24 protein-coding genes and 1 pseudogene are annotated in these 22,539 nt (G+C 45.0%); 12 read left to right on the top strand and 13 right to left on the bottom strand.

What is annotated here, in order from left to right:
* Nucleotides 1–126 precede the first annotated feature (126 nt).
* Complete coding sequence (gene fabHB, locus GYO_RS27925) at nucleotides 127–1,104, top strand: beta-ketoacyl-ACP synthase III FabHB (RefSeq protein ID WP_014113250.1); 978 nt, start codon at nucleotides 127–129, stop codon at nucleotides 1,102–1,104.
* Between the two features lie 41 nt (nucleotides 1,105–1,145).
* Here fabHB and GYO_RS27920 read toward each other — a convergent pair whose 3' ends face one another.
* The 6 genes from GYO_RS27920 to GYO_RS27895 form a co-directional block, all read right to left on the bottom strand.
* Entirely contained in the window at nucleotides 1,146–3,473 is a 2,328-nt protein-coding gene (locus GYO_RS27920) for a YhgE/Pip family protein (RefSeq protein ID WP_014113249.1), read from the bottom strand.
* Between the two features lie 70 nt (nucleotides 3,474–3,543).
* Nucleotides 3,544–4,119 carry a TetR/AcrR family transcriptional regulator gene (locus GYO_RS27915; protein WP_014113248.1) on the bottom strand — a complete coding sequence of 192 codons (576 nt, stop codon included), beginning with the start codon at nucleotides 4,117–4,119 and terminating at the stop codon, nucleotides 3,544–3,546.
* A gap of 144 nt (nucleotides 4,120–4,263) precedes the next feature.
* Complete coding sequence (gene hemY / locus GYO_RS27910; RefSeq protein WP_014113247.1) at nucleotides 4,264–5,676, bottom strand: protoporphyrinogen oxidase; 1,413 nt, start codon at nucleotides 5,674–5,676, stop codon at nucleotides 4,264–4,266.
* Nucleotides 5,677–5,690: 14 nt separating this feature from the next.
* Nucleotides 5,691–6,623, bottom strand: a complete 933-nt coding sequence (gene hemH, locus GYO_RS27905) for a ferrochelatase (protein ID WP_014113246.1) — start codon at nucleotides 6,621–6,623, stop codon at nucleotides 5,691–5,693.
* Nucleotides 6,624–6,694: 71 nt separating this feature from the next.
* Entirely contained in the window at nucleotides 6,695–7,756 is a 1,062-nt protein-coding gene (hemE, locus tag GYO_RS27900) for a uroporphyrinogen decarboxylase (RefSeq protein ID WP_003224305.1), read from the bottom strand.
* 121 nt (nucleotides 7,757–7,877) lie between these two features.
* Nucleotides 7,878–10,022 carry a transglycosylase domain-containing protein gene (locus GYO_RS27895; RefSeq protein WP_014113244.1) on the bottom strand — a complete coding sequence of 715 codons (2,145 nt, stop codon included), beginning with the start codon at nucleotides 10,020–10,022 and terminating at the stop codon, nucleotides 7,878–7,880.
* 121 nt (nucleotides 10,023–10,143) lie between these two features.
* Here GYO_RS27895 and hmoB point away from each other — a divergent pair, with 121 nt between their 5' ends.
* The 4 genes and pseudogenes from hmoB (at nucleotide 10,144) to sndC (ending at nucleotide 13,655) form a co-directional block, all read left to right on the top strand.
* Nucleotides 10,144–10,644, top strand: a complete 501-nt coding sequence (hmoB, locus tag GYO_RS27890; RefSeq protein WP_014113243.1) for a heme-degrading oxygenase HmoB — start codon at nucleotides 10,144–10,146, stop codon at nucleotides 10,642–10,644.
* A 48-nt stretch (nucleotides 10,645–10,692) separates the two neighbouring features.
* A pseudogene (locus GYO_RS44270) lies at nucleotides 10,693–10,880 on the top strand (hypothetical protein); the annotation flags it as partial.
* Nucleotides 10,881–10,999: 119 nt separating this feature from the next.
* Nucleotides 11,000–12,391: a hypothetical protein gene (locus tag GYO_RS27880; RefSeq protein WP_080010063.1), complete on the top strand. Its 1,392-nt coding sequence runs from the start codon at nucleotides 11,000–11,002 to the stop codon at nucleotides 12,389–12,391.
* A 73-nt stretch (nucleotides 12,392–12,464) separates the two neighbouring features.
* Complete coding sequence (gene sndC, locus GYO_RS27875; RefSeq protein ID WP_041520909.1) at nucleotides 12,465–13,655, top strand: N-acetyl amino acid acetylase SndC; 1,191 nt, start codon at nucleotides 12,465–12,467, stop codon at nucleotides 13,653–13,655.
* A gap of 17 nt (nucleotides 13,656–13,672) precedes the next feature.
* Here the strand turns inward: sndC and GYO_RS27870 are convergent, their stop codons facing one another.
* From GYO_RS27870 to ecsA, 3 genes are read right to left on the bottom strand one after another with little or no spacing between them, the layout of a single operon-like run.
* Nucleotides 13,673–14,383, bottom strand: coding sequence for an EcsC family protein (locus tag GYO_RS27870; RefSeq protein ID WP_014113238.1), 711 nt, complete (start codon nucleotides 14,381–14,383; stop codon nucleotides 13,673–13,675).
* 22 nt (nucleotides 14,384–14,405) lie between these two features.
* Complete coding sequence (ecsB, locus tag GYO_RS27865; protein WP_014113237.1) at nucleotides 14,406–15,632, bottom strand: ABC transporter permease EcsB; 1,227 nt, start codon at nucleotides 15,630–15,632, stop codon at nucleotides 14,406–14,408.
* A complete protein-coding gene (ecsA, locus tag GYO_RS27860; protein WP_003233230.1) occupies nucleotides 15,625–16,368 on the bottom strand; it encodes an ABC transporter ATP-binding protein EcsA in 744 nt (247 codons plus the stop codon). Before ecsA ends, ecsB begins: the two co-directional genes overlap by 8 nt.
* Nucleotides 16,369–16,854: 486 nt before the next feature.
* On the opposite strand from ecsA, the gene GYO_RS27855 reads away from it, so the two are divergent.
* The 3 genes from GYO_RS27855 to trpP all read left to right on the top strand — a co-directional run bounded on the left by GYO_RS27855 (nucleotide 16,855) and on the right by trpP (nucleotide 19,159).
* Entirely contained in the window at nucleotides 16,855–17,292 is a 438-nt protein-coding gene (locus GYO_RS27855) for an HIT family protein (RefSeq protein ID WP_003224286.1), read from the top strand.
* A 145-nt stretch (nucleotides 17,293–17,437) separates the two neighbouring features.
* Nucleotides 17,438–18,517 (top strand): 3-phosphoserine/phosphohydroxythreonine transaminase, encoded by a 1,080-nt coding sequence (gene serC / locus GYO_RS27850; RefSeq protein WP_014113236.1) that lies wholly within the window; start codon nucleotides 17,438–17,440, stop codon nucleotides 18,515–18,517.
* A 123-nt stretch (nucleotides 18,518–18,640) separates the two neighbouring features.
* Nucleotides 18,641–19,159, top strand: coding sequence for a tryptophan transporter TrpP (trpP, locus tag GYO_RS27845; protein ID WP_003224283.1), 519 nt, complete (start codon nucleotides 18,641–18,643; stop codon nucleotides 19,157–19,159).
* A gap of 74 nt (nucleotides 19,160–19,233) precedes the next feature.
* Here the strand turns inward: trpP and yhzF are convergent, their stop codons facing one another.
* Entirely contained in the window at nucleotides 19,234–19,425 is a 192-nt protein-coding gene (gene yhzF / locus GYO_RS27840; RefSeq protein WP_003239499.1) for a membrane protein YhzF, read from the bottom strand.
* A gap of 129 nt (nucleotides 19,426–19,554) precedes the next feature.
* Between yhzF and GYO_RS27835 the strand changes: the two genes are divergently transcribed.
* Nucleotides 19,555–19,911, top strand: a complete 357-nt coding sequence (locus GYO_RS27835) for a YtxH domain-containing protein (protein ID WP_003224279.1) — start codon at nucleotides 19,555–19,557, stop codon at nucleotides 19,909–19,911.
* A gap of 177 nt (nucleotides 19,912–20,088) precedes the next feature.
* Nucleotides 20,089–20,700: an HTH-type transcriptional regulator Hpr gene (locus tag GYO_RS27830; RefSeq protein WP_014113235.1), complete on the top strand. Its 612-nt coding sequence runs from the start codon at nucleotides 20,089–20,091 to the stop codon at nucleotides 20,698–20,700.
* On the opposite strand, the gene GYO_RS27825 is transcribed toward GYO_RS27830, so the two are convergent.
* Entirely contained in the window at nucleotides 20,697–21,038 is a 342-nt protein-coding gene (locus GYO_RS27825; protein ID WP_014113234.1) for a YhaI family protein, read from the bottom strand. The genes GYO_RS27830 and GYO_RS27825 overlap by 4 nt on opposite strands.
* A gap of 207 nt (nucleotides 21,039–21,245) precedes the next feature.
* Between GYO_RS27825 and GYO_RS27820 the strand changes: the two genes are divergently transcribed.
* Together GYO_RS27820 and GYO_RS43295 are read left to right on the top strand one after the other, a co-directional pair.
* The gene (locus tag GYO_RS27820; protein ID WP_014113233.1) at nucleotides 21,246–21,764 is read left to right on the top strand and encodes a DUF3267 domain-containing protein; all 519 of its coding nucleotides are present in this window, start codon (nucleotides 21,246–21,248) and stop codon (nucleotides 21,762–21,764) included.
* A gap of 107 nt (nucleotides 21,765–21,871) precedes the next feature.
* Nucleotides 21,872–22,054, top strand: coding sequence for a hypothetical protein (locus GYO_RS43295; RefSeq protein WP_024571667.1), 183 nt, complete (start codon nucleotides 21,872–21,874; stop codon nucleotides 22,052–22,054).
* A gap of 52 nt (nucleotides 22,055–22,106) precedes the next feature.
* On the opposite strand, the gene yhzE2 is transcribed toward GYO_RS43295, so the two are convergent.
* Entirely contained in the window at nucleotides 22,107–22,193 is an 87-nt protein-coding gene (yhzE2, locus tag GYO_RS27815) for a sporulation protein YhzE2 (RefSeq protein WP_003155248.1), read from the bottom strand.
* Between the two features lie 124 nt (nucleotides 22,194–22,317).
* Nucleotides 22,318–22,404 (bottom strand): sporulation protein YhzE1, encoded by an 87-nt coding sequence (gene yhzE1, locus GYO_RS43290; RefSeq protein ID WP_003327753.1) that lies wholly within the window; start codon nucleotides 22,402–22,404, stop codon nucleotides 22,318–22,320.
* Nucleotides 22,405–22,539 lie beyond the last annotated feature (135 nt).

The following is a 22,539-nucleotide window of genomic DNA, read 5'->3' as shown; positions in this document are numbered from 1 at the left end:
ACCAGCCTCCTTTTTCTATTTCTAGATTCCCTATTTCACATTTTCTCTTTTTTTATGAAAAAACCTTCTTTTTAGTACCAGATACTAATATCTAGTGTTATAATCTGATCATAAGGAGTGATACATATGTCAAAAGCAAAAATTTCAGCTATCGGCACCTATGCGCCGAGCAGGCGCTTAACCAATGCTGATTTAGAAAAGATCGTTGATACGTCAGATGAATGGATTGTTCAGCGCACAGGAATGAGAGAACGCCGTATTGCGGATGAACAGCAGTTTACCTCTGATTTATGCATCGAAGCGGTGAAGGATCTTAAGAGCCGTTATGAAGGGACACTTGATGATGTCGATATGATCCTCGTTGCCACAACAACATCCGATTATGCCTTTCCGAGTACGGCATGCCGTGTGCAGGAATATTTCGGCTGGGAAAGCACCGGCGCGTTGGATATTAATGCGACGTGCGCCGGGCTGACATACGGCCTTCATTTGGCAAACGGATTAATCACATCCGGCCTTCATCAAAAAATTCTCGTCATCGCCGGAGAGACACTGTCAAAAGTAACGGATTATACCGATCGAACGACATGCGTTCTGTTCGGCGACGCTGCAGGTGCGCTGTTGGTTGAACGAGATGAAGAGGCGCCCGGATTTCTTGCGTCTGTCCAAGGAACAAGCGGGAACGGCGGAGATATTTTGTATCGTGCCGGACTGCGGAATGAACGAAACGGGGTGCAGCTTGCCGGTTCCGGTAAAATGGTCCAAAACGGCCGTGAAGTGTATAAATGGGCAGCGAGAACCGTTCCCCGCGAATTTGAACGTCTTTTACATCAAGCAGGTCTGACAAGCTGCGACCTCGATTGGTTTGTGCCTCACAGCGCCAACTTGCGCATGATCGAGTCGATTTGTGAAAAAACACCTTTCCCGATTGAAAAAACGCTCACCAGTGTCGAATACTACGGAAACACGTCTTCTGTTTCGATTGTTTTGGCGCTGGATCTCGCAGTGAAAGCCGGAAAGCTGAAAAAAGATCAAACCGTGATGCTTTTCGGATTCGGCGGCGGATTAACCTATACAGGATTGCTTGTCAAATGGGGAATGTAATAAAAAAAGAACTTGTTTCAAAGGAAACAAGTTCTTTTTCATTATGAAGCCGGCTGTTCTTCTGAAGTTTCTTCCTTCCGGCTTAACATTGTAAAGTAAGTAATGCTCAGCAAAATCATAACGAGGGCAATGCCGATTAAGACGCCGGCCATCTGCCACATGTAGCCAAAATCCCCGTTTGAAATGACCGCTCTGAACCCGTTAATGCTGTAGGTCATCGGCAATGCGCCATGGATGACTTGATAGAAATTTGGAAGCAATTCTAACGGGAAGGTTCCTCCGCTGGCACCAAGCTGCAGCACTAAAATAATGACTGCAATAAATCGTCCCGGATTGCCCATCGTTGTCGCCAAAAATTGAATCATCGCTAGGAAAGCGAGACTCGTAATGATCGTAAACACGTAAAATCTCCACGTGCTCTCTACCTCGAGACCAATTCCCAGAAGCAGAACTGTCGCCACAATCAGCGATTGAATGATTCCAACGAGCATCATGACATTGAATTTGCTAAAGAACCACTCAAAACCGTTTCTAGGACGTCCTGACGCTTCCTTCAGCGGGAAGACCACCGTCAGCATGATGCCGCCGACATACAAGCCCATTGACAGGATATATGGTGTCAGCCCTGTTCCGTAGTTAGGAACGGAATGAATGGCGTCATCATTTGTTTTAACCGGATCGGCAAACATGCCGTATGTTTGATCGTCAGCATCGATATCTCCTGTTTGATCAGCCGCATCCTTCAGCTTACTAGACAGCTGTCCTGTGCCGTCTAATAACTTCCCTAAACCTGTATCAAGTGATTCAGATCCTTCTGCGAGTTTTGATGATCCGCTTTGGACTTGTTTAGACCCGTCTAACAGTTTCAACAATCCGCCAGATACTTGACTGCTTCCTGTTACCAATTGCTCTGAGCCTGCTTTTGCTTTTGCGAATTGCTTATTATATTCACCGATACCCGCTGTCAGTTTATTTTGGTTTTCTGTCAGCTGCTGTGAACCGTTGTATATCTTCTGGGTTCCTTCAGTTAATCTGTCAATCGCATCTTGAGTCGTTTTTGCGCCGTTATAAAGCTTAGATGTAGCTTCCGGCAATGCTTTTAGCTGTGCCACCTGCGCTTTCACATCTTCCAGAGAGCTTTTAATCGTTGCAATGTCAGGCAGCTGATCAGCAGTAGGAAGCTGGCTTAACATTTGATCAAAATCAGGCGCATCAACTTGCGGAAGCTGCTTCTCAACAGAGTTGATCAGCTGGCTTTTTTGCTCCGCTGTTAAGAAGTCACTCGAATTGATGAGATTTTTAAATGCCTGATCACGGTTTTTTAAGCTGTTTTCAAAGTCCTTCAGCTGTTTTTGGAAATCTTTCATCGCTGTTTCTGACTTTTCAAGGTTGTTCACAGCTGTTTCAAGCTTCGTTAAATCGACTGCATTTATGAGCTTTTCCGCTTTTGCTGCTTTCTCAGAACCTTCTTGGGCTTTACTGTTGAGCTGATCCAGCCCGTTTGTGAGATTAGGCAAGCCCTGCTGCACTTTTTGAAGTCCGGCAAGAAGTTCATTCAGCTTGCCTGTCAGCTCGCCTGATCCTGCCGCAAGCTTTCCTGAGTTTTCATAAATCGTATTGCTGCTGTCCTGGAATTTTCCGAGCGAGCTGTCAAGTGATTGGATACCGCTTGTCACCTGAGCCGCTCCATCTGCAAGCTGCGCCGTTTTGTCACTGATAGTGGCAGTGCTTTCCTTCAGCTTCTCCAGATTTTCTTTCAGCTGGGCGCTTCCGTTTTTCGCATCCTTTGTGCCGTCATCGATTTTTTTCGCTCCGCTGCTCGCGTCGCTCAAACCTTTGGCGATCTCTTTAAAGTTATCAAAAATGACTTTCGTATATTGCTCGGTCACTTCTTTAGAAACAGAGGCTTTTAGTTTATCAATCGCTTTTTCACCGATCGTTGCCCCTACATAGTTCGAACCGGCATTCGTATGGTATTTCAGATCCAGCTTTTTCGGATTTTTGTCCAATACAGTGCTGGCATTCTTAGAAAAATCCTCAGGAATCTCGACAACTAAATAGTATTTTTGATTTAATAAGTCCTTTAACGATTGGTCAAGATCACTGGAAAAATGCCAATCAAAGTTATTATTATCCTTTAATTCTTTGACCAGATCATCACCGATTTGAAGTTTTTCTCCTTCATACGTTGCTCCTTTGTCTTGGTTGACGACAACGACAGGCAGCTGGTCAACTGTGCCGTATGGGTCCCAATAAGCCTTTAAGAACACGCCGCTGTAAATAAGCGGGACAAACAAAATGGCAATGATGGGAATTAATAATTTTTTACTCGTTACGATGTCTTTCCACTGACTTCGTATTGTGTTCATCCTGATGCCTCCATTCTAAAACTGACTCATCATGAAAAATGGTCATTTTCTTACAAAGAGAAAGGATTATCTAGTTGGCTGACAATCCTTTGACAACATACAACTCAAGCAGTTCCGCAATCGTCTCTTTATCGAGCGGGGGATGCTGTTTTTCCCAATCAAAAATAAGCGCGATATAAAGCTTCAGCATCACAAAAGCTGTCAGCTCAGGATCGCACGGCTTGATTGCACCATTCTTGATCCCGTCTTCAATCTTGCTTTTTATATAAGACAAGATGCCTCGCTCCATTTTCTGGATCACTTCCTGAACTGCCATTGTACCAATCTCAGCATTTTCTTGGAAAATTTTAATCGTCAGCTGATGTGTTTTCCTGAACTCCAGAATGGCAAACAGCGCCCTGTGCACATTTTCATGGAACGGAAGGTTCGGCTCCATCGCTTCGTCCGCTTTTTGCTTCATTTCCTTCAATAAAGTAGTGAAAATCTCGTCAAACAGCTCTTCTTTGTTTTTGAAAAAAGTATAAATGGTTCCCTTCCCCACGTTCGCAAGCTTTGCCACAAGATCCATTGTCGTCGCTTTATACCCGAACTGGGTGAAAGACTTTGTGGCCGCCTCCAAAATGAGCTTTTTTCGATCTATTGACATTGTATTCACCTCGAAACTGACCGTTTGAACATTTTAGTCATTAAGTACATATGCAAATGTATCATAACCCGCTGATCAATTCAATCATTTTTTTTACACAATATTGCCATCGCACAACAAAAAACCTCCGCCAGGCGGAGGTTTTCAGCTGAATAAATAGGTAAGCGCGTCAGACACGGCAGCTTTTCCTTGATCAATGCAGTCGGGAATTCCGACACCTTCAAAAGAAGCGCCTGTCACATAGACACCCGGATATGCAGAGGCCAGTGCTTCGCGCAGTTCTTTGATGCGCTGCTTATGGCCGACATGGTACTGCGGCATGCTTTCATGCCAGCGGGTGACACATGTCATTTCCGGCTCCCCGTTTATGTTCATGACTTTCTTTAAGTCTTCTAACACGATGTTGATAATGTCGTTATCTGAGAGATCGACAATCGATTCGTCTCCGGCTTTTCCGACATATGCCCGAAGCAGCGTTTTGCCTTCAGGCGCTGCGTGCGGCCATTTTTTGTTCGTCCACGTACAGGCTGTGATCGCGAAATCACTGTTTCTTGAGATAACAAAGCCCGTTCCCTCATGCTCCATTTGGACTGCGCCTTCAGGGAAACCCAAGGCGACATTTGCCACGGATGTGGAGTGCATATTTTTTAAATGAGAAATGGCAGGAAGCTCAGAAAGCATTCCTGCAGCCGCTTTATGCGGAGCAGTCACAATCACTGATTCAGCATCAAGTGTGACGCCGTTATCCAGATCGAGCGAGTAGCCAGTGCCGCCGCGGCTGATCTTGGTCACTTTTGTCCCTTTGTATACCTTCGTCAGCTTTAATTGTTTTTCGATCTCTTCGACAAGGGTCTGCAAACCCGTTGAAAGGGTCTGGAACTGCCCTTGCTTTTTAGCCGTGAGCTGCTGGCCGGAGCCTTGAGGCCTTGTTTTTTTCATGCCGAGAATTAAGCTTCTGTGCTTTTGTTCCGTCTGGTAAAATTGCGGAAAAGTCGACATTAGGCTGAGCTTGTCAATGTCGCCAGCGTAGATGCCTGATAGAAGGGGCTCGATTAAATTCTCAACCACTTCATCTCCGACACGTCTGCGGAAAAATTCTCCCAATGACTGGTCGTCTTTTGACTTGCTTGCAGGCAGGATGAAATCCATAGCAGCCCTTGCCTTCCCAGACACAGAAAACAGACCGGTTGAAACGAACGGCGCAATTTTTGTCGGTATCCCCATCACGGCGCCCTTCGGCATTGGATGCAGGGTGCGGTTTACAAGCACATAGGATTGTCCCGTCGCATTGTTGACAAGCAAATGTTCAAGGCCGACATCTTTGACAAGCTGCGGAGCGCTTGTCTTCCGTTCCAGAAATGAGTCAGGCCCTCTTTCGATGATATAGCCGTCTTTCTTGACAGTTTGAATTTTCCCGCCGACTCTCGGACTTGCCTCAACAAGCGTCAGCTCAAGGGGCAGATTTTTTTCTATGATTTCTTTTTCCATATAGAAGGCGGCGGCTAAACCGGTAATGCCGCCGCCGATGATGACTACATGTTTTTTGCCGTCACTCATGTTCATCGCCTTCTTTAACGTCCTAATTTTTTTAATACAACTGTTGCTAATGCATCAATAAATTCCGGCTTTGCATTCGGCATTTCCGGGCGGTAGTAGCTTGCATCGATATCGTCTGTAACCACTTTGCATTCATAATCATTATCATAAAGCACTTCTAAATGATCCGCTACAAATCCGACAGGGACATATACGAATGCCTGATAGCCTTTTTGTTCGAATAAATCACGCGTTAAATCCTGCACATCAGGCCCGAGCCAAGGATCAGGCGTGTTCCCTTCGCTTTGCCAGCCGACAGCATATTCGGAAACGCCTGCGCCTTCAGCAATCAATTTCGCCGATTCATGAAGCTGGTCCGGGTACGGGTCTCCAAATTCTTTGATTTTTTCCGGCAAACTGTGTGCAGATACAATGAGCATCGCGTTTCCTCTTTCATCTTCAGGCATTGACGCATATGTTTCCTTCACTCGGTCAACCCAATATTTCACGAATTTCGGTTCATCGTACCAGCTTTCAACAGACGTAATCGTTAAGCCGCCAAGTTTTTCAGCCTCTTCTTTGGCACGTTTGTTGTAGGACTGCACGCTGAACGTGGAGAAATGCGGTGCCAGCACGATGCTGACCGCTTCTGTAATCCCGTCCTTATGCATCTCTGCTACAGCATCTTCAATAAATGGCTCGATATGCTTCAGTCCGATATACGCTTTAAACGTAATCTCGTCCTGAATCTCATTTAAGTGCTGTTCAAGCTTGTGCGCTTGCTCTTCTGTGATTTTGGCAAGCGGTGAAATGCCGCCAATTGCTTCGTATCTGTCTTTCAAATCTTGAAGCATTTCAGGTTCAGGCTTTCTGCCTCTTCTGATATGTGTATAATAACGTTCGATATCTTCTTCTTTATAAGGCGTGCCGTACGCCATAACGAGAAGCCCCATTTTCTTTCTACTCACTGTTTACACCCTCTTTAATGATCTGATACAAACATTTTGACAGGATATCATCCAGATACCAAAAGATATGCTTAGGAATATTGACCCATTTTTTTGTTTTGTGAATATTTATGGACAAATGCTGTCAGTTTTTTCAAAACCTCAGGACTGACGTCAGGAAATACCCCGTGTCCAAGGTTAAAAATGAAGCTGTCCGATTTCATGCCCTGATCAAGTATTTCCGTCGTTTTCTTCTCAATGACTTCCCATGGCGCAAGCAAAATGGACGGGTCCAAGTTGCCCTGCACTGTTTTGGTGATGCCTTTTGATCTGGCTTCATCAATACTGAGTCTCCAATCGAGCCCGACAACATCGAGAGGAAGGTCATGCCAATCACCTGCCAGATGGCTTGCGCCTACACCAAACATGATCAGCGGCACATTCTCCTCCGCAAGCTCTGAAAAGATCCGGTTCATCACGGGTTTGATGTATGTTCTGTAATCTGCTTGATTCAGCGCGCCGACCCACGAATCAAAGATTTGAATCGCTTTTGCGCCTGCCTTAATCTGCGCTTTCACATACACAATGATCATGTCGGCAAGCTTGGACATCAGCAGATTCCATGCATCCGGCATGCTGTACATGAAGGCTTTTGTTTTATTGTAGTTTTTCGACGGTCCGCCTTCGATCATATAGCTGGCCAGCGTAAAAGGCGCACCTGAGAAACCGATGAGCGGGACGTTAAGCTGCTCATTGACAAGCAGTTTAATCGTCTCAAGCACGTACGGCACGTCCTGTTCCGGATCAATCTGACCGAGTTTTTCAATGTCCGCCAGAGACCGGATCGGCTGATCAATCACAGGCCCGATCCCGTTTTTGATTTCAACATCCACACCGATTGACGGCAGCGGAGTCATGATATCTTTATAAAGGATTGCAGCATCGACTCCGTATTGCTCAACCGGCAGTCTTGTGACATACGCACAAAGTTCCGGCTGATGTGTAATGTCAAACAATCCGTACTTTTCCTTCAGCTTACGGTATTCCGGCTGTGATCGCCCTGCTTGTCTCATATACCATACAGGCGTGTGATCCGCTTTTTCTCCCCGTGCCGCTTTTAAAAACGTCTCGTTAAACGTTTCTCGTTTACTCATCTGATTTCCACCTTTCATACTGCAACCATACGTTCGTATTTCTTGACTTATTACACTATACCTTGTTTTAGGCAAATGGTATAGAAGTGAGGCTCAAAGTTCAAAAAATCGCCGAATTCCATTAAGAGGAAAACAATTTAGGCTGAACGTAATCGGTTCCTTCCCCTTCTCTCTTTGTCTGTGTATTATAAGGCACAATTTTATAAGAAGCGCCCGAAAACAAGTTGGCATAAGGGATTTCATAGCTTCCCTTTCCTTCAACTGAATCAAGAAGCGTCTCCTTGCCGTCCTTATTTACATAAATTCTGTATACGGCCCGATCATCCTCTTGAGCGTCCCATTTTAATTCAATGGTAAAGAGCCCCGCAGCTTTAAATGTGTAATCTGCTTTCAGTGTTTTGACCGGCTCCAGCTTAATTGGGCTTTCCAGTTCTTTGACGTTTTTAGGCTTCGCAAACACAGAACCGGTTTCTCCAGCCTGTGTCAAAATATCCTTAAACATTCTCGTCGAATACGCGCTGCCGCCTTTTAAGTAATGGCTTTGATCCGTTTTGTCATAGCCCATCCAGACAGCCCCGGTTATTTTCGGCGTATAGCCTGCAAACCAGGCGTCCTTAGTCGCTCCGGAGACGCCAGTATAAGAAGTAGAACCGGTTTTTCCCGCCAGGTCGCCGTGATAAGTGCCGGACGTTGCCGTTCCGTTTTTGACCACCTGCTGCAGCATTCTCGTCATATTCCAGGACGTTTGCTTGCTGAATACCCGCTTTCCTTCTTCTTTATGATCGGCTATTGTTTCTCCGTCTTCATCCTTTATGCTGGAAATAAAGTACGGTTCAGTATACGTTCCATTCGCGGCAAACGTATGAAATGCGCCGGCAAGCTGGAGCGGCGAAACGCCTTTTTCCAAGCCGCCTAGAGCGAGAGCAAGCCCTTCATCAGGGATATCCATGCCGTTTGCTTTCAAATAAGATTTTCCTGTTTCGACGCCTATTTCATTCAGCGTCCAGACAGCCGGCGCGTTTTTGCTGTACGTAATGGCGTCAGACATGGTCACTTCGCCCTCATACTGGCTGTCATAGTTTTTCGGCGTATAATCTCCGTAGGATTGTAGCTCATCCTTCAATAGAGAGTAGGGCCTAAATTTCTTTTCCTGCATCGCCGGTCCGTATACTGCAAGCGGCTTAAATGTGGAACCCGGCTGGCGGGCAGCTGTGACACGGTTGTACCCTTTAGCTGTGTAATCTCTTCCGCCGATCGCCGCTTCCACACCGCCTGTCTTGTTATTGATAAAGACCGCGCTTCCTTCGGCATTCTGATCTGTTCCGGGATAATAGCTTCCCTGCTTCATCACCTGATAAGCCGTCTTTTGCAGCTTCGAATCGAGCGGCACCTTGATCGTATATCCGCCTTGAAGGAGCTGCTCTCCGGAAATCGAGTACTTGTCCTCCGCCTCTTCAATCACAAGATCAATATAGCTGTCAAACCATGGTGTTTCCGACTGCTTCTTCACGTTCAGCCCAAGCGTCCTCCCCTGCGCGCTGACAGCCTCTTTCGCACTGATGTAGCCTTGGTCATTCATCATGCCAAGAATCGTATCACGCCGCTCCTTACTTTTATCTGGATGCAAAACCGGAGAATACGTAGAAGGCGCCTTCGGAATAGCGGCCAAAACCGCACCTTCGGATACAGTTAAATCTTTTACTTCTTTATTAAAATAATAGTGGGACGCCGCTTGTATACCGTAGACTCCATGTCCAAAGTAAAGCTGGTTCAAATACATTTCCAGCAGCTTGTCCTTGCTGTAATCCCGTTCAAGATTGATCGCAATGATCACTTCTTTTGTTTTTCTTAAAAACGTTTTATCATGTGTCAGAAAAATATTTTTGGCAAGCTGCTGGGTGATCGTGCTTCCGCCTTCCACCTTTCCGCCTGCTAATATATCGCGATATACTGCCCTTCCGACAGATTTTGCATCAATACCGTGATGCTCATAGAACCTTTTATCCTCAACAGCGATAAACGCTTCTCTTACCTGCTTCGGAATCTCATTGATCGAGACAGGCTCACGATTTTCTGTATACAGGCTTGCAACCTCATCTCCGTTTTGATCCACAATTTTTGAAGATGCATGAAGAATGAGCTTCTTTTCATCTATGACATAATGTCCGAGAAAAATAATTGAAATATATCCTATTAAAGCGAGAAAAGCAGTTAACACTAAAATAATGATGGGTATAAATAGTTTCTTTTTCTTTATCTTAAACATGAACTCACCTCGCCTTTCTAAAGGTAGTATGGGAAAAATTGTTTGGAATTATGTTCGAAGCACTCGCCAATAGAAACTTATACCATTGTTTTGATATACTAGCAAGCAGGAGGTGGCTGATATGAAGGTTTATATTACATATGGGACAGCCGATTTTTTAAAAACGATCGTAAAGAAGCATCCCTCGGAAAATATCCTTTTGATGCAGGGGCAGGAAAACGCGATTTTGATCCACGAAACAAGCGGAGATACGGTTTTCCAGGCACCCCACGCTTATGAAGTGATTGACCAAGCCGGAGAGATGAAGCATCCCGGTTTTGCAGTATTGAACAATATTGCCGTCACTCAGGAAGGACGTCCGCTGTTTGAAAACAAATTTAAAAACAGAGCGGGAAAAGTCGAAAGCGAGCCCGGTTTTGAAGCGATTCGTGTGCTCCGTCCGCTTGACAGTGACACCTATGTCATTCTCACCTTGTGGGAAACGGAAAGAGCCTTTCAAGATTGGCAGCAGTCCGATTCATACAAAGAAGCCCACAAAAAACGCGGCACGTCTGCCGGAATTGATACAACGTCAATCTTCTCCCGGCCTTCGTATGTCACCACATATTCCGCTGTCGAATAGCTGCCGGCGTGTCCGGCAGCTTATTTATTGGACGGAAAGCAAAGTGAAAAATTGTGCCCGTGCTACGGTTTCCACTTCGGATATGATGATTACGAGATGCAGCGCGCGGATAGTTCATTTTTAAAGCCCTCGGAAAGCATCATCGGTTACAGAAAAAACTGGCTTGCCGATGGGGCATCATTTTTTCACCTGAATGCTACCCGGAACATCAGCAAAAAGCGAATAGAGTCTTATAGCATCATTTGATCGAGCAGCTAAAACAGATCAATGTCTATCTTCCATCATAACCCAGCCTTCCGTCCCGGCACCTTCCGCCCGCCTATGAATAATCTGTAGGAAGCGGAAGGAGTGATCAATGATGGAAGTCGGGATTTTGTCTGTCCATGTTCTGTATGTATTTTTTATTGGGGCGATTATCCTATTTATGCTGCTGCGGAAAGATACGACCTTTATTTCGTTATTCGGCATTTTTATCATATCGCTATGGGCCAGCCATTCACTTTCAGCCTCTGTCAGCAGTTTATTCCACAGCTTTATCTACGCGGCCGGCGAACTGCTGCCCACGATTTTCATCATTTGTTTTATCGTTTCGATGAGTGATTTGTTAACAAAAACAGGGATAAATGAAGCGATGATTTCTCCCTTTGCAAGCCTTGTGAAAGGTCCTGTGACTGCCTACTGGCTGATTGGCGGCCTGATGTTCGCCATTTCTCTCTTCTTCTGGCCTTCTCCAGGTGTCGCTTTGATCGGTGCCATCCTGCTCCCAGCAGCCGCCCGCGCCGGTTTGCCGCCTATTGCCGCAGCCATGGCCATGAACTTATTCGGACACGGTTTTGCTTTGTCAGGAGACTTTGTCATTCAGGCGGCACCAAAGCTGACAGCGGATGCAGCAGGCATTCCAGTCGGTGATGTCATCTCAGCGAGTATTCCCCTTGTGCTGATTATGGGCGTGACCACAACAACCGCTGCATTTATCATGATTCAGCGCGAACGCAAAAAACAGCTGGGTCCAGCTTCTTTTTCCCCTGTACGTTCTGGCGAACAAGACACCTCGCTGTACTTGCCAAAACGCCTGCGGTCCATACTGGCTTTTTTGATTCCGCTTGTCTTTCTTGCGGATATTGCCTGCATGCTCTTGTTTAACCTACAGGGAAATGATGCGACCGCCTTAATTGGCGGGTCTGCCATCTGCATCCTTCTGATCGTTCATTTTCTCGTGTATAAGCAAAAAGGGCTTGAAAAAATCACTGGTTATTTTATTGATGGATTCCAGTTCGGCTTTAAGGTTTTCGGCCCCGTCATCCCGATTGCCGCTTTCTTTTATCTTGGTGACTCAGGCTATAAAAACATACTAGGCACTTCACTCCCTAAAGGCTCCCACGGAATTGTCAATGATCTCGGCATTGCTTTATCCCACATGATGCCCATGTCAAAGGAGCTTGCCGCTGCTGCTTTAACTGCCGCCGGAGCCATAACCGGCCTCGACGGATCAGGGTTTTCAGGCATTTCTCTCGCAGGCTCTATCGCCAAGCTCTTTTCGTCCGCTCTTCATACTGATCCCGCCGTTCTGACCGCGCTCGGCCAAATATCTGCCATCTGGGTGGGCGGCGGAACACTGGTCCCATGGGCGCTGATTCCCGCGGCGGCCATTTGCAAAGTTGATCCTTTTGAGCTTGCCAGAAAAAACTTCATTCCCGTTGCAATTGGCCTTTCAGTGACAACCATCGCAGCCATGATGTTGCTTTGAAATTCGACGAGTTGAAATATTCAGACTTTTTCTATACAATCATGGAAAAGCATAGAAAAAGGGGGAAGCGGCTTTGTCCATATCCATACTGCAGAAAGAGATAAACAAACAGCTCGACAGCTGTTTTGAAGAAATGGTCGAGATCAGGCGCCATTTTCATATGTATCCTGAGCTCTCGTTTCAAGAAGAAAAAACCGCTGCATTTATTGCTTCCTATTATGAATCGTTAGGAGTCCCGATCCGCACGAATGTCGGCGGCAGAGGGGTTTTAGCATATATAGAAGGAAGCGAACCAGGCCCCACCGTCGCTTTGCGGGCCGACTTTGACGCCCTTCCCATTCAAGATGAAAAAGATGTTCCTTACGCCTCCAAAGTGCCAGGTGTCATGCACGCATGCGGCCATGACGGCCATACGGCAGCTCTTCTCGCAGTGGCGAAGGTCCTTCACCAAAACAGACATGAGCTGAAGGGAACATTTGTGATGATCCACCAGCATGCGGAAGAATATTATCCGGGAGGCGCAAAGCCAATGATCGATGACGGCTGTCTCGAAAACGCGGATGTGATATTCGGCACGCATCTTTGGGCGACTGAGCCGCTCGGAACCATTCTCTGCCGCCCCGGCGCCGTGATGGCGGCGGCGGACCGATTCACGATAAAAATCCTCGGGAAGGGCGGCCACGGCGCTCACCCGCATGATACAAAAGACGCCGTCCTGATCGGCTCGCAAATCGTTTCCTCCTTGCAGCACATTGTCAGCCGCAAAGTCAACCCGATTCAATCCGCCGTCATTTCGACCGGCTCGTTCATCGCCGACAACCCGTTTAATGTCATCGCAGACCAAGCGACACTCATCGGTACAGCGCGTTCTTTTGACGAAAATGTCCGTACTATTCTGGAGAAAGAAATTGAAGCGGTTGTAAAAGGAGTGTGCAGCATGCACGGTGCATCCTATGAGTACAACTATGAACGAGGCTATCCGGCGGTTGTAAACCATCCTGCAGAAACGAGCCACTTGGTCAGCATCGCAAAGAACACAGAGGGCGTTCAGCAGGTCATTGACGGTGAACCGCAAATGGGCGGCGAGGATTTTGCTTATTACTTACAAAACGTCAAAGGCACCTTTTTCTTTACAGGGGCCGCTCCTGAACAGTCAGAGCGCGTCTATTCCCACCACCATCCGAAATTTGATATTAATGAAAAAGCGATGCTGACTGCGGCCAAGGTCCTTGCGGGCGCTGCGATTACCTATCATAAGCTATAAAAAAACAGCCGGAGTGTTTATTCTCCGGCTGTTTCCTTTGATATTCTCAGGTGAAAAACGTGTCTTGCCGTCTCTCCAAGCTGAGCAAGCAGCTTATAATTGGCAATTCCGCCGACAGCTGCTCCTACTCCGGGTAAAAGCTGCAAAAGCTTCACGACGTCGATATAATCGCGATATTCCTGCTGGAACACTCTCCAATCGATGCTCTTTTTCTCCGTCTCCCAATTGTCGATGACAGAAAAAAGCGCTTTGCGGCAGTCATCACTCGAAAACGCAAGCTGAAACACAAGCAGCAAGAACATTCTTTCTTGTGCATCCTTCACATCAAAGCCATAAATGGAGGATAAGGTAAATAAACACTTCATTTTAATCGAAAGCAGCAGCGGGAAATCGGCAATACCTAAAAAAATGCCGCCCGCTCCGGTGCCAACTCCCTCAGCAGCCGCCACCTTCTGATAAGAAGCAACCGTTTTTTTCGCCAGCTCGTTTTTTTCACTGAGCGAAAGTTCGCTTGTATCCTTCTTATAGGTGATGATATTGGAGCCGGCCATCGTCGCTTCCACCATTTTTTTCACGCTCTCAGTGACGACCGTATGGATTTTTTCAGGAATCCGCTCATTCACCTTTGTTTGCACACGCTTCGAAAAGCGTTCAAACATGGAATCCTTCCGCAAAAAATGCATTTTCCATTGAAGGGCTTCCTGCATCAGCAGCTGATTGTCTGTCATTTGATCTACCCCTTTTTTTAGCTCACAGCTTTCCATGTTTTTTCAGTCTTGTTGTCATATAAGACGGCAGAACAACAAAAATCAGAACAGCAGAACCGATCAGCGCATAAAGAAAACCTGTCAAGCCGGCAGCATAGGCAGATGCTGCAGATATCAGCAGTGCTTGAACGGTAAGTGCAGTTTTTAATAGAGAGAAATAGCTTTTCCGCTTCGTTTCTTTTTTCACAGGATAAAGCTCTTGAAGCGCCAGATGGTCAAAGTGGCCGAACAGCGGCAAAAGCTGAATGCCCGTAATGAAAATGGTAAACACAGTCAAAACCCCTGCAATGAGCGGGCTTGCCGACACATACATAATGATCAGCGCGAAAATGGCCGTTAACCTGACGAGAATACCCAAATAATCACTTGAACGCAAAAAGGCGCGGGTGAACATGTAGGCAAACGTTTTGCGCTGTTCAAATGGCACGAGCCGCAGCAAAAAGTCAAGATACGCTCTGCGTTTCGCTTGCTTCCGTAAATGCGGCACATCAGTGAACAGGTTGGCAATCCGATAGAAACGCTGCTTGCGTCTCAATTCGGACTCAATATGGCTCTCCCATTTAAACGTTTTCCGTTTTGCTGCCGAAGACATATACAGATAAAGAGCAGCCATAATGACATAGACCACAAGAGCATACATATAAACAGATTGGAAAACAAAATAAAGAACGAGCGTATTCGCCGCAAAGCGGATGATCACATCCATCCGTTTCATGCTTCGGTCATTCTGGAAGGTCGTACGCCATTCCATCACCTGATTCCACGCTTTCAGCAGCAAAAGCTGAACGAAGACTGCCGCATACGATACAAGCGAAGCCCCTGGTGCAACAGCGAAATATAGCGGCATTGCAACAATGCTCAATGCAATCAGCGGAAACAGCTGAGACACATAGCTGTAGACAAACGCCTGCTTCAAGTACGGCTCCATTTTTGCTTCAAGCGGCAATAAGAAGACAAGGTCAGCCTCCTTCAAAAGCGTCCGCACATAAGAGCTTGTCAACACGATCGAAAACAGCACGGCCATCACCCAGAAGGACGGAAAGTGAGCAGGAATGTCCCGTATCCATTTGCTGTACCAGCTTGCAGCGCCCGCGAGAAAAAAGATCAAAACAATGACGAGGTGATCGTTGAGCATATATTTCATGTACGTTCTTGTTTCTTTGATATGCTCCTGCAGCCGCGACTGCCAAATATCAAGCATATTATTCATGGCCAGCGTCTTCCTTTGTGAGCTCAAGATACAAATCGTCCAGCGCCGCGTCCTTCATTCCAAACTGCTCTCTGAGCTCAGACAGCGTGCCACGCGCCCGCACCTCGCCGTTATGTAAAATAATAAACGAATCACAATAGCGTTCTGCCGTTGCCAAAATGTGCGTTGACATCAGCACGCTCGCCCCGCCTTTTTTCGCTTCATTCATCCGTTCAAGCAGCGCGTTAATCGCAAGCGGATCAAGCCCTAGAAAAGGCTCATCAATAATGTAGAGTGCCGGCTCTGCCAAAAATGCGCACATGATCATAACCTTCTGCTTCATCCCTTTAGAAAAATGAGCCGGGAACCACTTCAGCCTCTTTTCCATTCGGAATTCCTTTAAAAGCGGCGGCAGCCTTTTCTCCATCGTTTCTTTTGATAGGCCGTATGCCATGGCTGTTAATTCAAGATGCTCCATCAGCGTCAGCTCTTCATATAAAACAGGTGTTTCAGGTATATAGGTGAATTGTGAACGGTAGCCTTCCGGGTCCTCAGCAAAGGTTTTTCCGTTTAATTCGATTGAACCTTTATGCGGGTCCATCAGCCCGATGATATGTCTGATTGTTGTACTTTTACCAGCACCGTTCAGCCCGATTAAGCCGACAATTTGATTCGGTTCAAGGGTGAATGATACGTTTTTTAAAACCGGATTCCTTGTATATCCGCCGGTTAAGTCTTTTACCGATAGCAGAGACATAGTTTCTCCCCTTATATTGTTTTTCTTCATAGTACCAAAAACAAGGCCTGATTTGAAACAATTCCCTTTTAACAAATGATGAATTTGCTGTCATAAAGAGACAGGTTTCTGGACATCATAATGGTCGTAGAGGAAAAGCATATCAACTGAAAAATGAGGTGTTTGTCAAAGACGTCTTAGATACAGTTGGATAGAAAATAAACATGTCCAATGCTGAAACCATTTCTCTTCACTGAATTGATGAATTCTTCATTATGAAGCAAATTGTCAAATGAGGTGTTTATCGCAGGAATCGTTAGGCATTAAACAAGTCTTCATTTTATTGACAAATGAGGTGCTTACCAAAGGCATATCACATTTTCTTCATATAAGCTCTTCCTCTGCATTCAGGGTGAACGCTCGCCGTTCATCCTGTTTTCTATTTTCTGCATTTCTGTGGTACGATGAGTGTATACATACTAAACAATTTCATAAGGAGGAACCCTCATGCATTGTGAAGAGAATTGCATCTTTTGTAAAATTATCGCCGGCGACATTCCGTCCGCAAAGGTGTATGAAGATGAGCATGTACTGGCCTTTCTTGATATCAGCCAAGTGACAAAGGGTCATACGCTTGTCATTCCGAAAACACATATCGAAAATGTGTATGAATTTACGGATGAATTAGCAAAACAATATTTTCACGCCGTTCCGAAAATCGCCCGCGCTATCCGGGATGAATTTGAACCGATCGGCTTAAATACGCTGAACAATAACGGAGAAAAAGCAGGACAATCTGTTTTCCACTACCATATGCATATTATCCCGCGCTACGGAAAAGGAGATGGATTCGGAGCGGTTTGGAAAACACATGCTGATGATTACAAACCGGAGGATCTGCAGAACATCTCTTCCTCTATCGCAAAACGCCTGGCCTCATCATAAGATGAGGTTATTTTATTTGTGAACATTTCGCAAACATCCGTCGATTTCTTTTGATTATTCTAATTTTTTATCAAAAAACTGAATTTTTGTGATAGGATAATTGTATTATTTTATACATTAACGTGGAAAACAGGGAGAGATCATGATGGAACGTACAACGAATTTTAACGCAGGTCCTGCAGCGCTGCCATTGGAAGTTCTGCAAAAAGCACAGAAAGAATTTATTGATTTTAACGAATCCGGCATGTCAGTTATGGAGCTTTCCCACCGCAGCAAAGAGTATGAAGCGGTGCACCAAAAAGCGAAAAGCCTTTTAATTGAACTGATGGGCATCCCGGAAGATTACGATATTTTGTTTCTTCAAGGCGGGGCAAGCCTTCAATTCTCAATGCTTCCAATGAACTTTTTAACACCTGAAAAAACCGCGCATTTTGTGATGACTGGGGCTTGGTCCGAAAAAGCCCTCGCTGAAGCAAAGCTGTTCGGGAACACCTCTGTAACAGCTACAAGTGAAGGAGATCATTACAGCTACATTCCGGAGATTGACCTTACGGATGTAAAAGACGGCGCGTATTTACATATCACGTCCAACAATACGATTTTCGGCACACAGTGGCAGGAATTCCCGAATTCCCCTATTCCACTCGTCGCTGACATGTCCAGCGATATTTTAAGCAGAAAAATTGATGTGTCCAAGTTTGACGTGATCTACGGAGGCGCTCAAAAGAACCTCGGCCCTTCCGGCGTGACAGTTGTCATCATGAAAAAAACTTGGCTGCAGAATGAAAATGCGAACGTTCCAAAAGTCCTGAAATATTCAACGCATGTCAAAGCGGACTCACTCTACAACACTCCGCCGACATTTGCGATTTATATGCTGAGCCTTGTTCTGGAATGGCTGAAGGAAAACGGCGGTGTGGAAGCTGCTGAACAGCGCAATGAGCAAAAAGCACAAGTGCTTTACAGCTGTATTGATGAAAGCAACGGATTCTATAAAGGGCATGCCAGAAAGGACAGCCGCTCACGTATGAACGTTACCTTCACGCTTCGTGATGACGAATTAACGAAAACATTCGTTCAGGAAGCAAAAGAAGCAAAAATGGTCGGGCTTGGCGGACACCGTTCAGTAGGAGGCTGCCGCGCTTCTATTTATAACGCGGTGTCTCTCGAAGACTGTGAAAAATTAGCTGCGTTCATGAAGAAATTCCAGCAAGAAAATGAGTAAAAAGTCTGGCTATGCAAACGATCCGTTTGGTATACTGTTTGCATATCATATTCTTTAAGCCTTCGCAATAAATGACGAGCATATTATTGGAGGGCAAAAAGCTTAGCAGAGGAGAGCATAGATATGAAAACAAAAGAGTTAGTCATTATGGCTCTGTTTGCCGCAATCGGCGCAGCGCTTCATTCCATTATTCCGCCCTTTTTAGGCGGCATGAAACCAGATATGATGCTGATCATGATGTTCATGGGCATCCTTCTGTTCCCGCGGGTGCAAAACGTACTCGTCATCGGGATTGTGACCGGAATCATCTCCGCGCTTACAACCGCATTTCCAGCCGGACAGATTCCTAACATCATCGATAAACCCGTGTCCGCGTTTCTGTTCTTCATCCTGTTCCTCTTGTTCAGAAAGAGCCAGAAAACAGGTGCAGCCGCTGTGCTGACAGCAATCGGGACCATCTTATCGGGAATTGTATTTTTATCGTCAGCTTTATTGATCGTCGGTTTGCCCGGCGGTTTTGCCGCACTGTTCGCAGCAGTTGTTCTGCCGGCAACTGTGCTGAATACAATTGCAATGATCATTATTTATCCAATTGTCCAAACCATTTTAAGACGTTCGAGCTTTATGGAAGCTGCTAAATAATTGTCACACAAAACCTCTTCCGCTTCCGGGAGAGGTTTTTTTCGAACAGAGAGCCCGCAGCATGTCAGCATGTTTTAAGCGAAGAGTTTTGTGAAAAAGATAAGACATAGTGTAAAGGCGGTTCCGGTTGAACAAACAAGCGCTTTCTGCCGGATGACCTTTTTGGGCGGATAAGAAGCAGCCTGGCTGAGAAGTCTGATATAGTAAACAGCGCCTGAAGCGAAGGCAAGGGTGATGCAGGATAACACAATCATAAAGACAGACAACCTTCTCCCTCCTTTTCACTTAAAAAATATGCTAAAATAAAGCAAGCTATGTATAGAAGTTCAGGCTTTCAACAAAAATGAAAAATGCTGAATGAATCCTATTTTCAAGAAAAAGACGGGGTGATTGTAATGGCGGACGGACGTTCTCTATTAACAGGACTATTCGTAGGCGGCATCATCGGAGGAGCAGCAGTTCTTCTTTCTGCACCTTCCTCAGGAAAGCAGCTGCGTGAAAAAATGAAAACCAATTATGATTCTTTCGAAGAAACGATCAAACGCTTAAAATCAGACGGGCTTGCATTAAAAGACCAGCTGATCAAAGCGGCAAAAGAAAGTACAGATGTCATTAAAGACGTGAGCGGCGAGCTCCAAACGTCCATTAAAAAATGGCAGGAAGAGATCAAGCCTCACCAGCAGGATCTGCAAAAAGAAATCGCTGATATTGAAGAGAAAATCAGACAGCTGGAGAAAACCTTACAAAACTAATATCCTATTCTAAAGAAAAAAATGCGGGCCAAAATTAGACCCGCATTTTTTTTTGCCGAAAAAGCCTCTCACCGCAATGGATTGTGAATTTATTAAAAAATTCTTACATTTTCATCTTTATTAATCTTTATTTTATTGGCATAATAGAGAAAAAGAAAAAGAGAAGCAGGTGACGTAATGAATCGAGTGGAACCGCCCTATGATGTGAAAGAGGCTCTGGTCTTCACCCAGAAAATGGCTCAGCTTAGCAAGGCTCTTTGGAAATCGATCGAGAAGGATTGGCAGCAATGGCTCAAACCGTATGACCTGAATATTAATGAGCATCATATTTTATGGATTGCGTATCAATTGAATGGAGCTTCCATTTCTGAAATCGCGAAATTCGGGGTCATGCACGTATCAACCGCATTCAACTTTTCAAAAAAGCTGGAAGAACGAGGATATTTAAGATTCTCCAAACGGCTGAATGATAAACGGAACACATACGTCCAATTGACTGAGGAAGGCACTGAGGTATTCTGGAGCTTGCTTGAGGAATTTGATCCGACACGCAACGCGGTTTTTAAAGGGTCACAGCCTCTGTATCATTTATTCGGAAAATTCCCTGAAGTGGCTGAAATGATGTGTATGATACGCCATATCTACGGCGATGATTTTATGGAAATTTTCGAAACGTCACTCACCAATATTGACAATGACTTTGAAAGCGCAAACGGAAAACTGAAGAAAAAAGCAAAGGACAGTGCGGCGGATGAACCGGCAGAAGAGCTCGAACCTGTAAACAGTTAATCAAAGTGCTTCATGATATCGATAAAGACTTCCATCAGCTCTTGATAAAGCCCCTGCTCATACAGGGCAAAAATCGTTTCATGAACATCTAACTTTTCATTCAGCTGTCCGGCAAAAAGCGCAAGGAGCTTATCGAAGGTTACAAATCCTTGCGCTTTTTGTGCTGCCAGCTCTTCCGACAATTCATCGCATATCCTCATAACCTCTTCCCCCTCTTCCCTGCTCAGCCCTTTATCAATGAGAAGCGCATAGAAGGGGTACCTGTCCATATCTACTGTTTTCACTAATAATTGTATGTAATATTCTAATCGCTTAATGCGATGATCCATCGAATCCATCCACACCACTTCTTTCTATCTTTAATCTTATTTTAGCTGATAATTCACTGAGAAGAAAGTTCTAACCCCATATTTCGCAGTTTGTTTGCTTGTTTCAAAAAAATACCTGCCGGATGATATTTTTTCTTAAAAAAGCATTGATTTTTTCTCTTGGGAGGAGTAAATTATTTTGAGATTCTATTCAAGATGTATGGAAGGATGACTTTGATGAATTGCTGGAAGACCATAAATCTCATGAAGGATTATGGTGCCGTTCGCATAATATTAACTGCTGTATGTTTTATGATTTTGGTTTTTATATCTACCTTTTTAGCATTTGAGCTGCTGCGGCCTGGCAGAAGCTTAAGCGATGAATATGTACCTTTATTCGGCGGTTTGCTCGTCGTTATTCTATTTGTACATAAAGTCATCCATGTCCTGCCAATCATCTGCAAAAAAAGAAAAATAGAAAAAAAGTTTTATATACTACGCATGCGCACATGGAAACGAATACCAAAAACAACAATGCTGATTTCACTCGTAAGCCCGTTCTTGCTGATTACGCCTGTACTGTTTTACGCCGCGCTGGCTTTTCCGAATCACGCCCATTATTTCTGCATGATTTCGGGCATTCATGCCGGCTACTGTCTGCCTGACTTCTTGCTGGCTCTCAAGCTGATAAAAGCGCCGAAAGCCGCTTTCATTGATCAGGAAGCAGACGGCTTGGATATTCTTGTTGAAAAGTAGCCAATCCTTGGCGCTAGTGGCGATTTTTCAATTTGCATTCTATCTTTTTTAATAAATATTTGGTAATGTAATATGGGACAGTTCAGAGAGAGGGGGAATCTCCCATCATTTTATTCTATTTTATCGTGGCTGCCGTGTTTATTTTATATTTCATAAACAGGCTCACCAATACATTATGCCTTGTCAGAGAGATTCCTGAAGAGCGGCAAGATAAGGTATTCCGATTTATTAACGTATCTATATTAATTTTACTGATCTCTTCGTTTGTGGAGATCTCCTTTACAGTGTAAATACAAAAGAAAGCATAGCTGCTGATTCAGCAGCTATGCTTTTTTATTTTGATTAGTACAGCCAAGAAGCGCCGATGATAATCAATAAAATAAATAACACAACCAATAAAGCGAATCCGCCTGCAAATACTTCACCCATCTTAAAAAGCACCTCCTGTAAAAAGCTTTATTTACCAATTACATCTTATGCAATTCATGCTTGAAACGATTAGGCGCTAGTGAAAATAAAGGATCGCTTATCTTGCAAGCGATCCCCGGGCTGCTTAGTAGATGTAAGCTGCACCTACGATGATAAGCAAAATGAACAGTACTACAAGCAGCGCGAATCCGTTAGAGTATCCTCCGCTCATGTTACATACCTCCTTTTCTTGATCAATATATAAGTATGCCATCAGCAAAAGTTTGACTAGACGAATGCCCTTTATTTAAAATCTTTTTACAGAAAGCCACAATATGTTATGATACGCATAGGTAATTTAATTTGG

Source organism: Bacillus spizizenii TU-B-10, assembly GCF_000227465.1.
GTDB classification, from domain to species: Bacteria; Bacillota; Bacilli; order Bacillales; family Bacillaceae; genus Bacillus; species Bacillus spizizenii.
This window is presented reverse-complemented; position numbering and strand designations above follow the sequence as displayed.

Coding starts and splice junctions, on each gene's coding strand:
- fabHB (WP_014113250.1), top strand. CDS start 127: ATGTCAAAAGCAAAAATTTCAGCTATCGGCACCTATGCGCCGAGCAGG.
- GYO_RS27920 (WP_014113249.1), bottom strand. CDS start 3,473: ATGAACACAATACGAAGTCAGTGGAAAGACATCGTAACGAGTAAAAAA.
- GYO_RS27915 (WP_014113248.1), bottom strand. CDS start 4,119: ATGTCAATAGATCGAAAAAAGCTCATTTTGGAGGCGGCCACAAAGTCT.
- hemY (WP_014113247.1), bottom strand. CDS start 5,676: ATGAGTGACGGCAAAAAACATGTAGTCATCATCGGCGGCGGCATTACC.
- hemE (WP_003224305.1), bottom strand. CDS start 7,756: ATGAGTAAACGAGAAACGTTTAACGAGACGTTTTTAAAAGCGGCACGG.
- GYO_RS27895 (WP_014113244.1), bottom strand. CDS start 10,022: ATGTTTAAGATAAAGAAAAAGAAACTATTTATACCCATCATTATTTTA.
- hmoB (WP_014113243.1), top strand. CDS start 10,144: ATGAAGGTTTATATTACATATGGGACAGCCGATTTTTTAAAAACGATC.
- GYO_RS27880 (WP_080010063.1), top strand. CDS start 11,000: ATGATGGAAGTCGGGATTTTGTCTGTCCATGTTCTGTATGTATTTTTT.
- GYO_RS27870 (WP_014113238.1), bottom strand. CDS start 14,383: ATGACAGACAATCAGCTGCTGATGCAGGAAGCCCTTCAATGGAAAATG.
- ecsB (WP_014113237.1), bottom strand. CDS start 15,632: ATGAATAATATGCTTGATATTTGGCAGTCGCGGCTGCAGGAGCATATC.
- ecsA (WP_003233230.1), bottom strand. CDS start 16,368: ATGTCTCTGCTATCGGTAAAAGACTTAACCGGCGGATATACAAGGAAT.
- GYO_RS27855 (WP_003224286.1), top strand. CDS start 16,855: ATGCATTGTGAAGAGAATTGCATCTTTTGTAAAATTATCGCCGGCGAC.
- serC (WP_014113236.1), top strand. CDS start 17,438: ATGGAACGTACAACGAATTTTAACGCAGGTCCTGCAGCGCTGCCATTG.
- trpP (WP_003224283.1), top strand. CDS start 18,641: ATGAAAACAAAAGAGTTAGTCATTATGGCTCTGTTTGCCGCAATCGGC.
- GYO_RS27835 (WP_003224279.1), top strand. CDS start 19,555: ATGGCGGACGGACGTTCTCTATTAACAGGACTATTCGTAGGCGGCATC.
- GYO_RS27830 (WP_014113235.1), top strand. CDS start 20,089: ATGAATCGAGTGGAACCGCCCTATGATGTGAAAGAGGCTCTGGTCTTC.
- GYO_RS27825 (WP_014113234.1), bottom strand. CDS start 21,038: ATGGATTCGATGGATCATCGCATTAAGCGATTAGAATATTACATACAA.
- GYO_RS27820 (WP_014113233.1), top strand. CDS start 21,246: ATGAATTGCTGGAAGACCATAAATCTCATGAAGGATTATGGTGCCGTT.
- yhzE2 (WP_003155248.1), bottom strand. CDS start 22,193: ATGGGTGAAGTATTTGCAGGCGGATTCGCTTTATTGGTTGTGTTATTT.
- yhzE1 (WP_003327753.1), bottom strand. CDS start 22,404: ATGAGCGGAGGATACTCTAACGGATTCGCGCTGCTTGTAGTACTGTTC.